The following is an 11,249-nucleotide window of genomic DNA, read 5'->3' as shown; positions in this document are numbered from 1 at the left end:
CGGGACGTCGGCGCGGCCGACCTGCGGCGGCCGGCCGTCGCCGTCGGCGACCTGGCGGACGAACCAGGCGGGCATCCGCGCCTCGATCGGCAGCGGGGTGCCGCCCGGGTGGCCGGGCGCGTCGACGGCCAGCCACCAGCGGGCGTCGGGCCAGGTCTCGGCGAGGTCGCCGAAGCGCAGCGTCATGAAGTGCCGCCAGGACGGGCCGAGGCAGGCGCGCATCGCGGCGGCGGAGGTGTAGGCGAGGACGTGGACGCGGCCGTCCTCCTCGCGGGTCGGCCAGGCGGGCCGCGCCCGCCCGGCGAGGACGCCGTCGACGGCGTCGTCCGGGACGGGCACCACGAGCTCGCTGCCCGCGAGGATGCGGAAGTAGCCCTCCTGGTCTCCGGCCCGTACGCTCTCCTCCAGTCGGCGTTCCAGTTCCGACGTGGGTCGCCACGCGTCGGCCACCGCCGCCACCCCCTGTTTTCGTCCGTGCTCGTCCCCGACCCGCCGGGTCCCGGTGGGAGGTCCGGCGGGAAGTAGCGCGACTGCCTACGCTACAGGGGCGAACAGGACCAAAGGCCATAAACGTCTGTGCTTGCGGGCGAGTCCGCAGGTCAGCGCGGTGCCAGTCGTGCCAGCGCGGTGCACAGCCGGTCGATGTGCTCCTCGGTGGTGCCGATCCCGAAGCTCGCGCGGACGGCCGCCCCCTCGCCGCCGCAGCCGGCGGCGCCGTCCCCGCCCAGCAGGTGCCGGACGAGCGGGTGCGCGCAGAACTTGCCGTCCCGCACGCCGATGCCGTGCTCCCCGGACAGCGTAAGCGCCACGTCGCGCGCGTTCCAGCCGGTCACGGTGAAAGACACGATTCCCACGCGCGGCGACCGGTCGCCCCACAGATTCAGCTCGCGGACGTGGGGGAGCGCGGCGAGTCCGGTGCGGAGCCGGGCGAGGAGCCGCTCCTCGCGCGCGGCGAGCGCGTCCCAGCCGGCGGCGGTGAGGGCCTCGCAGGCGGCGGCGAGCGCGATGACGCCGAGGACGTTCGGGGTGCCGGCCTCGTGCCGCTGCTCGGCGCCCGGCGCCCACCGGACCGTGTCGGCGACGGACGCGCTCGCGCCGCCGCCCTTGAGGTAGGGGTCGGCGGCGCGCAGCCAGTCGGCGCGTCCGGCGAGCACGCCCGCGCCGAACGGCGCGTACAGCTTGTGGCCGGAGAACGCGACGTAGTCGAGGCCGAGCGCGGTCATGTCGAGCGGGCGGTGCGGGACGAGCTGTGCGGCGTCCACCGCGATGCGGGCGCCGTGCCGGCGGGCGACCTGCGCGAGCTCGCGGATCGGCCACAGCTCGCCGGTGACGTTGGACGCGGCGGTGACGACGAGCAGCCGCGCGCCGACCGGGGTCGCGGCGAGCGCGCGGTCGGCGGCGTCGATCGCCTCGGCGGGCGTCGCGGGGACGGGGAGCCGCACGGGCCGCTTCCACGGCAGCAGCGACGCGTGGTGCTCGGACTCGAACACGACGACGCTCGTCCCGGACGGGACGGCGTGCGCGAGCAGGTTCATCGCGTCGGTGGTGTTGCGGGTGAACACGACGGCGGCGCGGCGCCACGCGCCGAGGAACTCGCGCACGGTCTCGCGCGCGCGCTCGTACGCCTCGGTCGTGACCTGCGAGGCGTATCCGGCGCCGCGGTGCACGCTGCTGTAGTACGGCAGCGCGTGCGTGATCGCCTCGTGCACCGCCTCCAGGCAGGGCGCGCTGGCCGCGTAGTCGAGGTTGGCGTAGGGGACCTGGCGGCCGTCGTCCAGCGGGACGGGCGCGTCCGCGCCGATCACACGCGGGAAGGCGCGAACTTCCGGCGCGGTGCCGGGCGTCTCAGCAGGCGTGAACGGGGAGCGGGACGGGGCGGGGGCGAGCGTGGCGGGCATGCCGGTTCCTTCCGGGGTCAGGGACCCCGGGGCCGTGCCTGCGGGATCCGCGCTTGCCGGAACGCGGTCCCGCGTCCGGCCAGGTCCTCACCCGGGGCACCCCATCGCGGACGAAGGGTTGCCGGCCAGCGAGCCGGGGCTTGGCGCTGGCGCTCATGACCTAGTGCGGAAGTATATGCGGAGCCTGTGGCAGATCAAGTGGGAGGGTGCGATGCGGTACGGGGTGGTTCGGGCGCTGGCCGGGGGCGTGGTGATGCTCGGCGCGTCCGGCCTGCTGGGCGCGTGCGGGGCGCTGGGAGGCAACTCCGGCCAGGTGTGCACCGACACGAAGAAGGCGTTCCAGCAGTACGTCACCCAGGTGCGGAGCGTGCCGGCGGCGGAGCCCGCGCAGTGGGGGCAGGCGACGCAGCGGCTCGCGGCCCGCATCGACGGGCTGGCGAAGAAGGCCGACGACGCGGCGCTGAAGAAGGCGCTGCAGGCCGAGTCGCAGCGGCTGCGCGCCGCCGCCGCGACCGTCGGCACCGGTGACGCGTCGCAGCTCAGCGCCGCGATGAACGACGCGCCGGCCCGCATCGGGAAGGCGTGCGCGCAGTAGCGGGGGGTGACACGCGAAAAGGGGCCCGGCGGCGAACCACCGGGCCCCTTCGCGTCGTCAGTTGAACATCTGGCCGGTGCCGCCGCCGTCGCCCGTGCCTCCGCCGTCGCCGGTGCCGCCCCCGTCGCCGGTGCCGCCGCCGTCGTTCCCGCCGCCGTCATTGCCGCCTCCGCCGTCGTTCCCGCCACCGCCGGGCAGCGTCGGGATGATGGTCGGCAGGTCCGTCGGCGGCTTCGGGTCGCGCGGCCCGTCCGTCCCGCCGGAGGGGCGGTGCGACGGGCCGCCGGTGCTCGGCCCCTCGGTGCTCGGCCCGCCGCCGGGCGACGGGCTGCCCCAGCCGCTGCCGGGCGTCTCCGACGGCGACCCGAACGACTTCGGGTCGTAGCCCTTGATGTCGACCGCGTCGGTCATGTACGAGCGCCAGATCTGGGTGGGCAGCTGCCCGCCGTACGAGCCGTAGCCGGGGATGTTCAGCGCCTTGTTGTCCTCGCGGAACATCGCCACGCTCGTCGCCATCTGCGGGACGAACCCGTTGAACCAGATCGCGCGGCCCTCGTCGGTGGTGCCGGTCTTGCCGGCGACGTCGCGGCCGTCGGGCAGCTGCGCGCCGGTGCCGGTGCCGCCCTGGACGACCTGCTGCATCGCGTAGGTGGCGTCCCGCGCGACCTGGGTGCCGAACGCCCGGTCGCCCTTCTCGGCGAACTTGCGGGTCTGGCCCTCGTTGTCGGTGACCGACTTCACCACGTACGGCTGCCGGAACACGCCCTCGTCGGCGAACGTCGCGTACACCCCGGCCTGCTGCACCGGGTGCAGCGACACGACGCCGAGCGGGAACGACGCGGCGGCGCGCTGCGCCGGCGTCATCTGCGACGCCGAGATGCCGAGCTTCTCCGCCATCGCGGCGATCTTGTCGTTGCCGATGTCCTGGCCGAGGTTCACGTAGGCGGTGTTGACCGAGTGCTCGGTCGCGGTGACGAGGTTGATGTTCCCGAAGCTCTCACCGCTGTCGTTCTTGATCGAGTGCCCGCCGAAGTACTGCGGGGAGCTGCCGTCGTAGGTGTCGGACAGGCTCTTGCCGTCCTCCAGCGCGGCGGCCAGCGCGATCGGCTTGAAGCCCGACCCCGCCTGCGCGGTGTCGTAGAACGCGCTGCTCGCCGCCTCCGTCAGGTAGTTGCGGCCGCCGTAGAAGGCCAGCACCTGCCCGGTGTTCGGGTCGACGGACACGAGCCCGGTCCGGATCTTCTTGCTCATCCCGGCCGGGACGTTGTTCTCCACGGCCTGCTTCGCCGCGTCCATCAGCCGCTTGTCGAACGTCGTGGTGATCTTCAGGCCGCTGCGGTTGATCTCGTCCTCGGTGTAGCCGCGCCGCTCCTCCAGCTCCTTCTTGGCCAGGTTGACCATGTAGCCCTTCTGGCCCTTGAGGACGTCGGTGATCTTCTCCTTGCCGGGCATGGGGAACTGCATCGACGCGGCGTCGGCGGGGGACAGCGCCCCGTCCCGGACCATGTTGTTCACCACCGCGTGCCAGCGCTGCTCGGCGTACACGCGGTGCTGGCCGGTCGGGTCGGCGAAGTTGCTCGGCTGCTGGATCGCGGCGGCCAGGTACGCCGACTCGGCGGGCGTGAGGTCCTTGACGTCCTTGTTGTAGTAGGCGTGCGCGGCGGCCTGCACGCCGTAGGCGTCGCGGCCGAAGTAGATCGTGTTGAGGTACTGCTCGAGGATCCAGTCCTTGGACTTCTCCCGGCCGACCTTCAGGGAGACCATGATCTCCTTGAGCTTGCGGGTGACCGAGCGCTCCTTGCCGATGCCGCCGTAGTAGTTGCGGACCATCTGCTGGGTGATCGTCGAGCCGCCCTGCAGCTGCTCGCCGGTCGCCGTGGACCAGAACGCCCGCGCGGTGCCCTGCACGGACACGCCCGGGTCCTGGTAGAAGCTGCGGTTCTCGGCGGCGATGACCGCGTCGCGGGTGCTCTTCGGGATCTGGTCGAACTTCACCGCGTCCCGGTTCATGCCGGTCTTGGCGATCAGGGTCTTGCCGTCGGAGTAGTAGAACGCGGGCCCCTGCGCGAGCGCCTGCTGCTGCGGCGAGGGGACCGGCGTGAAGATGTAGGCGATCGCGAACGCCGCGACGAAGAACCCGAGGATGCCGAGCAGCGTGAACAGGATGCGCCGCAGGTAGCGGACGCGGCGGCTGCGCACCTTCTTCGGCCCCTTGCCGCCCCGGCCGCCCGGACCGCCGCCGGAACCACCGGAACCGCCGCCGGGGCCGCGCCCCGGCGGGCCTCCTTGCCTCGACGACGCAGCCGGCATGGTCTTGGTATCTCCGGCCGGGGAGCCGCTCACACCAGCGCCCGCGGAGCCGTCCGGATCGTCCCCGCCGGGCCGGGGGTTATCGGGGGACGTGCCCTTTTCGGTGGCCGGGGACCGCACTCCCGCCGCGGGGGATTGCGCGGTCGCGGCGGCGGGTGCGGCCGCCGCGGGGCCGTCCGCGGGGTCCTTGTCGCCGTTCTGAGATATGTCGGTGTTCAAGGAGGATTTCGGGTCCGGGGTGGTTTCTCCGGAGTCGGCGGTGAGCGTGGCGGCGCGGCGGGCCGGGGGCCGCGCCGCGCGCCCGGCCGCCCTGTCCCGTTCCTGGTCACGGGCCGGGTCGCCGGCCTGGGCGGTGGTGTCCGCCGGCTCCGGACGCGGCGCGTCGCCGTCCGATCCGCCCGCCGGAGCGGCTTTTGCTCCGCCTTGCAGAAGATCGTCCGTAGTGCCCTGTGCGCCGTCTTCCTGACCTTTTTCCGTGCTGCTCACAAGCCCCCCGTGATTATTGCGTTACCGACGATACCTGAGGGGATCCATGCGATGGGCCGCCCAATGCACATCCTTGGCTTCCCGTTAAGAGGACGACCAAAGCGCCCTCCGGGTTGTCGTGACGGATCTCGCACGCCCCCCGGGAACCCGCATCCCCCGGTAACGCGAGCGGCGGGAACCCCCACCCGGGGGCGCCCGCCGCTCGTCTCCGCCTGCGCGCCGTCACGCGGCGCGGGCGCTCACTTCTGCACCTTGGCGAGGATGTCCACCACGAACACCAGGGTGTCGGTGCCCTTGATCCCGGCCTGCGCGTTGCCCTTCTTGCCGTAGCCCTCGTCCGGCGGCAGGACCAGCAGCACCCGGCTGCCGACCTTCGCACCGGTCAGGCCCTTGTCGAAGCCGGGCACGGTCGCGCCGGTGCCGATCGGGAACAGCGCCGGCTGGCCGTTCTTCCAGCTGGAGTCGAAGACCTTGCCGCCCTTCCAGATCTGGCCCTGGTAGTTGACGACCGCGTCGTCGCCCTTGGCGAGCGCCGGGCCGGTGCCCTGGACGAGCGTCTTGACCTGCAGCTTGGACGGCGCGTCCGCCTTCGGGAGCGTCACCTTCGGCGCCTTGCCGGCGCCCTGGTCCTCGACCTTCGGCAGGTTCTTGTCGTCGAGCTTCTGCGGCGCGCCCTGCGGGCCGGCGTTCTTCTTCACGACCGCCTGGACGTCCACGACGAACACCACGGAGTCGTTCTTGCCGAGGCCGAGCTGCGAGCCCTGGTCGCCGAAGCCCATCGACGGCGGGACCTCCACGAGCACCCGGCTGCCGGCCGTCTTGCCGACCAGGCCCTTGTCGAGGCCCTTGACGCCGCTCTTGCCGACGGTGAGCGCCTGCGGCCCGCCCGACCCCTGCGCCTGCTGCTCGTAGGACGAGCCGATCTTCTTGCTGGTGCTCTTCTTCTTGGAGTCGTCGGCGTCGGTCTGCTTCGCCCACTGGTAGAAGGAGTACTGCACGAACATCGTGTCGCCGTCGGCGATCGCGGGGCCGGTGCCCTTGATCAGCGTCCGGCTCTTCAGCGTCTTGTTCGGCGCGAGCTTCGTCGGGATCGTCACCTTCGACTCGGACCCGAACTTGCCGGACACCTCGATCTTCGGCCCGGGCCGCGTCACGTAGTAGGTGACGCCGCCGGCGATGGCGAGCACGGCCACCACGATGCCGGCGATCGTCGCGATCCGCCGCTTGCGGGCCTGGGCCGCGGTCAGCGCGGACGGCCGGTTCAGCCCGCTGCCGCGCCCGGCGCTGATCCCGTGCGGGGTGAACTCCGGGCTGCGGATGTTCTTGGCGTTAGGGATCTTCGCCTTGACCGCCGGCTTGTCATCCTCGGCCATGGTTCCTCACTCGCTCCGGGGTCGACGACATCACGAAAGTGACCACCCTTCCAGCACCGGCCTAAGAACAGCGTGAAAACGGCGCAAAGGAGGCCGACCTGCAATCTACCGGTCACTCGTCGTGGAAGAAGCGTTCCTGCCAGGGGGCTCGCCCTCGAGCATGGTCTCTTCAGGACACAGGGACTCGTCAGGATACTGCCGCGGGGCCCCGGGCGAGCAAACGCCGCTTCTGGCCGTCCGGCAGGTCGGCCTGCTCCAGCACCGCGAAGCCCCCGTCCAGCAGCGACGCGGGCTCGCACTCGCCGAGGCACCACTCGGCCGGCAGGGCGTCGCGGACGCGCTGGGCCTCCGTCGTGAACGCCTCCCAGGCCAGCAGCCCGCCCGGGACGACCGCCGCGGCGGCCCGCAGGAACACGGCCCGGTCCCAGAAGCCCGTGCACAGGACGAGCGCGTACGCGGCCGTCCCGGGCCGGAACGCGCCGAGATCGTCCTGGACGAGGGTGATCAGGGAGTCCAGGCCGCGGCGGCGCGCCTCCGCGCCGAGCCGGTCGAGCGCCACCTCCGAGACGTCCACGGCCGTGACGTGCCGTCCCTCCTCGGCGGCCAGCAGCGCCGACCCGGCCGTCCCGCACGCCAGGTCCAGGACGGGCCCGTCCGGCGGCGCCTCGGCCAGCGCCCGCACGGCCAGCGGATGCGGCGCGAACGTCGGCTCGGGCGCGCTCTCGTACTTGGCGTTCCACCGGAGCCTGTCGGGATGCCCGGCGAGCGCCTCCGGCACCCCGCCCCCACGGGATTCCATGAGACGACCCTATTCGCCGTCCCCGCCCGCCACCCCGCGTTGAGCCGCGGCGTGTTGTCGTCACGAGCGGCCCCGTGACCACCACACGCCGCGACCGGACGGAGGGATCAGCGGCGTTCGGCGATCAGGAGCATGAACAGGGCCGTCGGGAAGCCCTCGCGCCACCACGGGTCGTCGCGGAGCTGCTCAGGCGTCGGATGCGGCTCGCGGAGGTCGGCGATGACGAAACCGTTGTCTCGGAGCGTTCCAGAGTAGAACTCCAGCGGACGGAGCCACGATGTGATCATCGACGGCGACTCCAGGCCGTCCACCAGGAACCGCTGGTCGACCCCCCGGGACGCGAAGTACTGCGCGGCGGGCACGCTCCGGTTCGCGCCGTGCTCGGAGTTCGCCACGTAGAAGCACGGGTGCAGGGTCAGCGAGATCAGCCGCCCGCCGCTCCGCAGCACCCGGCCGAACTCCGCGATCGCCCGCGACGGGTCCTGCAGGTGGCTGAACAGGTGGTTGCAGACGACCAGGTCGAACCGGTCGTCCTCCACGGGCAGCGCGTCGACGCTCGCCCGCGTGAACGACAGCGAGCCCGCGCCCCCGGGGCCCACCGCCGTGTCGGCCACCTCCCGGGCCGCGTCGATCAGCCCCTGGCAGGCGTCCACCCCGACGACGTCGGCGCCTTCGGCGGCCAGCGTCCGCGCGATGTACCCCTCGCCGCAGCCGGCGTCCAGCACCCGCAGCCCCGCGCACGGCCCTACCGCGTCCAGCATCGCGGCGTCGGTGAGCTCGGTGCGGTACCGGTCGCGGCCCTCCCTGATCACCTTCACCCAGTAGTCCGCGTTGGCCTCCCACCGCTCCCTGGTGAGATTCGCGATGGCTTCCGCCGTCTCTTCCACCGGCTCCCCATTCCCCGGCCCGCTCGCGGGCCTTTCACCTCAGCGACCTGCAATGCGCGGCCCATGCGCCGCGCGGCACCCCCGAGAACGCAGCACCCGCTATGGCAGCTCTTTCAGCCGCCGCACGAGGGTGTTGCACGTCTCTCTGATCCTCCGGTCCTCGCAGTCCGCGCCGCGCTCCTCCAGGGCGCGCGTCAGCTCGGCGAGCCTCCCGCCGAAGGCCGGATCGCGCTTCAGCGCCAGCGGAATGTACGTCGACGCCAGGTAGTACACGTACGCGTCGTTGTAGTCGGCGATCTCCCGCAGCACCTCGTTCGCCGTGTTCCGCAGCGAAAGGGAACTGGGCAGGGTGAAATCGGAGCTGATCCGGCCGTCCCGCATGTAGGTCGGGAACGACCATTCCTCGAGCGCCGCGTACACCGGCGTCGCGTCCAGTTCCCTGCGGTACCGCTCGGCCAGCTCGATGTCGCCCGAACTGATCAGGGAGCCCATCACCACGCCGCGCATCATGAACGCGGTCTGCCGGCCCGGCACCTCGAAGCCGAGGTCGGCCTCCAGCGACCCGGTCACCTTGCTGACCTGGTGGGTGAGGATGTTCAGGGCGAGGATCGAATGGAAGGAGTAGGTCTTGCGGTTCAGCCGCGGCGCGAGCTCGACCGACGACTCGAAGAGCTTGGCGGGATCGGTGAGCAGGCCCTGCCCGCGCTCGGTGGAATAGAGCGCCGTCAGCGCCGTGTCGGGCTCGCGGCCCCAGAACCGGGCGATGAACGACGATGTCCGCTGGTTCGCCTCGCCCCGCACGATCCGCAGCCCCGCCTCGAGGGCGTTCAGCAGCAGCTGCTGCGGCACCGGCGACCCTTCCAGGGCGTCCAGGTCGACGGCGAGGCCCTCCGAGCCGAGATCGGTGACGAGCCCGTCCAGGCGCTTGCGGATCGCGTGCGCCCGCGAGTACTCCGCGATTCCCGGAATGGACGCCATCAGGCTCTGCAGGGACCGGCCGCTGACCCGGTCGAGCCATTCCGCGTTGTCCCAGAGCCGGAACACGGTGCTCTCGTCGAGCCCCGAGAACGCGGCCACGTCGGACATGTTCAGCCCCATGTCCCGGGTTATCTCCGAGAGGGACTTCGGCTCGCCGTCCGCTGTCATCACTCGCCCCAGAACCGCCGGTCGCCGACGTTCCGATCGTAGCGAAACGCGCGGCGGCGGGGCCGGTTCGCGGGGATGTGCGGCCACCTTGTGACCGAGGGTGGTGAGCATCGCGGCGGTCAGCCCGGCTTGCGCCCGATGCAGCCGACGAGCGGCAGCGGGCCGTCCGTGCCCGCGGCGTCCGCGAGCGGGAGCGCCGCCGGGTAGGGGCCGGCCGGCTCCAGCGGCGCGCAGATCTCCGCGATCTCCGCGCGGTCGCGCGGTGTGAACGCCAGCCCGGCGCGGCGGGCCGTCGCCGCCAGCGCCTCCAGCTCCGGGGTCCGCTCGGTGTGCGTGATGACCATGTGGCTGCCGGCGGGCAGGCCGTCCAGCAGCGTCCGGACGATCCCGCGCGGGTCCTCGGCGTCCGTGACGAAGTCGAGCACGCCGAGCAGCAGCAGCGCGACCGGCCGGCCGAAGTCGACCAGCCGGCGCAGCCCCGGATGGCCGAGCAGCGCCGCCGGGACGCGCACGTCCCCGCCGAACGCGCCCGTGCCGGGGTCGCCCGCCAGCAGCGCCCGCGCGTGCACGAGGACGAGCGGGTCGTTGTCGATGTAGGCGACCCGGCAGGACGGCTCGACGCGGCGGACGAGGTCGGCGACGTTGCGCTCCGCGGGCAGCCCGCACCCGACGTCCACGAACTGCCGGAGCCCGGACTCGGCGAGCAGGGTCGCGGCGCGCTCCAGGAAGCCCCTGTTCACCTGGGCGAGCCGCGCGACGACCGGTGCCCGGTCCAGCGCCTTGTCCGCCATCGCGCGGTCGGCCGCGTAGTTGTCCTTGCCGCCGAGGAAGTAGTCGTACATCCGCGCGACGCTCGGGGCGCGGAGGAGCAGGGCGGACGCGACGCCGTCAAGCCCGTCGCCGGGGGCTTCCGCCCACTGGCTCAGGCTCGGCGCCGGTCCCGGGATCACGGCCGCCTCCACCGCTCCCCTACGGGCACCCCGAACCAGGACGTCGTCGTCCCGTTGCGGTTGCGGTGGGCGCCCTGGTCGGCGGCGAGCGCCTGCATCAGCACCCGTCCCCGCCCGCCGCCGGGAAGCTGGTCGTCCGGCGGCCGGGGCGGTCCCGGCGGGACGCCCCCGTCGGTGATCTCCACGCGGACGAACCGGTCCAGGTGGAGCACGGCCACGGTGACGGTGCCGTCCCGGCGCGGCCGCGACCGCAGGACCGACTCCGTCATGGCCTCGCTGGTCAGCAGTTCGAGGTCGGCGAGCTCGGCGCGGCTCGCGCCGAAGCACTGGCCGACGAGCTCGCGGACGTAGGTGCGGGCGAGGCGGACGGCGGCGGGCGTCGCGGCGAGGTCGATCTCGCCGAGCAGCCGGCCAGCGGCCGTGCCGTTGCGGGCGGCGGTGCTCCCGAGCTCCAGCGAGGGCGCGGGGGAGGCGGCCGGGAGGAGCGCGGGCGTCCCCGCGTCGGTTGCGTTCATGGCAGCGACGGCTTCACGTCTCCGTGTCGGGCTGTAAGCGAACATGTGCTCTCGGCCTGGTGGGAGTCGGTCGTGGACGTGGAACGCGCGAGATGCCACGGCCGTCGAGCGCCATGGCACGCCTCACACGACAGACACTCTTACGCAGGGAGCGGGGGTCAGTCACCGTCGCTTGCATGCGCGCAAGGGCCCTGCGGCACGCTGCGGGCCGTCACCGTCCGTCCAAGATCCGCCACGTCACGGCGGGCGGGGAGGCGCTGTCAGGACGCCGCGGCGGGGGGGGGGGGGGG

General features: G+C 72.9%; 10 protein-coding genes and 1 riboswitch. Of the genes, 1 reads left to right on the top strand and 9 read right to left on the bottom strand.

From position 1 onward, the window contains the following. Both F9B16_RS30930 and F9B16_RS30925 read right to left on the bottom strand, forming a co-directional pair. A partial coding sequence (locus F9B16_RS30930) for an SseB family protein (protein WP_192809076.1) occupies positions 1–450 on the bottom strand: 450 nt, incomplete at its 3' end. A 149-nt stretch (positions 451–599) separates the two neighbouring features. Beyond that, positions 600–1,898, bottom strand: a complete 1,299-nt coding sequence (locus F9B16_RS30925; RefSeq protein WP_151543751.1) for an aminotransferase class V-fold PLP-dependent enzyme — start codon at positions 1,896–1,898, stop codon at positions 600–602. Positions 1,899–1,942: 44 nt separating this feature from the next. Continuing rightward, positions 1,943–2,059, bottom strand: a riboswitch (SAM riboswitch). Between the two features lie 50 nt (positions 2,060–2,109). Between F9B16_RS30925 and F9B16_RS30920 the strand changes: the two genes are divergently transcribed. Beyond that, on the top strand, positions 2,110–2,493 hold the full coding sequence (locus F9B16_RS30920; RefSeq protein WP_151543750.1) for a hypothetical protein: 384 nt from the start codon (positions 2,110–2,112) through the stop codon (positions 2,491–2,493). Positions 2,494–2,550: 57 nt separating this feature from the next. Here F9B16_RS30920 and F9B16_RS30915 read toward each other — a convergent pair whose 3' ends face one another. From F9B16_RS30915 to F9B16_RS30885, 7 genes are all read right to left on the bottom strand, one after another. Beyond that, positions 2,551–4,692, bottom strand: a complete 2,142-nt coding sequence (locus F9B16_RS30915) for a transglycosylase domain-containing protein (protein WP_225992080.1) — start codon at positions 4,690–4,692, stop codon at positions 2,551–2,553. An 836-nt stretch (positions 4,693–5,528) separates the two neighbouring features. After that, on the bottom strand, positions 5,529–6,662 hold the full coding sequence (locus tag F9B16_RS30910; RefSeq protein ID WP_151543748.1) for an FKBP-type peptidyl-prolyl cis-trans isomerase: 1,134 nt from the start codon (positions 6,660–6,662) through the stop codon (positions 5,529–5,531). A gap of 187 nt (positions 6,663–6,849) precedes the next feature. After that, positions 6,850–7,461 (bottom strand): class I SAM-dependent DNA methyltransferase, encoded by a 612-nt coding sequence (locus F9B16_RS30905; RefSeq protein WP_151543747.1) that lies wholly within the window; start codon positions 7,459–7,461, stop codon positions 6,850–6,852. Between the two features lie 107 nt (positions 7,462–7,568). Then, complete coding sequence (locus tag F9B16_RS30900; RefSeq protein WP_151543746.1) at positions 7,569–8,348, bottom strand: class I SAM-dependent methyltransferase; 780 nt, start codon at positions 8,346–8,348, stop codon at positions 7,569–7,571. A gap of 99 nt (positions 8,349–8,447) precedes the next feature. Further along, the gene (locus F9B16_RS30895; RefSeq protein WP_151543745.1) at positions 8,448–9,446 is read right to left on the bottom strand and encodes a hypothetical protein; all 999 of its coding nucleotides are present in this window, start codon (positions 9,444–9,446) and stop codon (positions 8,448–8,450) included. Between the two features lie 167 nt (positions 9,447–9,613). Beyond that, positions 9,614–10,444 (bottom strand): SAM-dependent methyltransferase, encoded by an 831-nt coding sequence (locus F9B16_RS30890; RefSeq protein WP_151543744.1) that lies wholly within the window; start codon positions 10,442–10,444, stop codon positions 9,614–9,616. Further along, positions 10,441–10,959 (bottom strand): ATP-binding protein, encoded by a 519-nt coding sequence (locus F9B16_RS30885; protein WP_192809075.1) that lies wholly within the window; start codon positions 10,957–10,959, stop codon positions 10,441–10,443. Before F9B16_RS30885 ends, F9B16_RS30890 begins: the two co-directional genes overlap by 4 nt. Positions 10,960–11,249: the final 290 nt, after the last annotated feature.

The organism is Actinomadura montaniterrae (assembly GCF_008923365.1).
Taxonomy (GTDB): Bacteria; Actinomycetota; Actinomycetes; order Streptosporangiales; family Streptosporangiaceae; genus Spirillospora; species Spirillospora montaniterrae.
The sequence above is the reverse complement of the archived record's forward strand: the minus strand, read 5'-3'. Positions and strand labels throughout refer to the sequence as shown.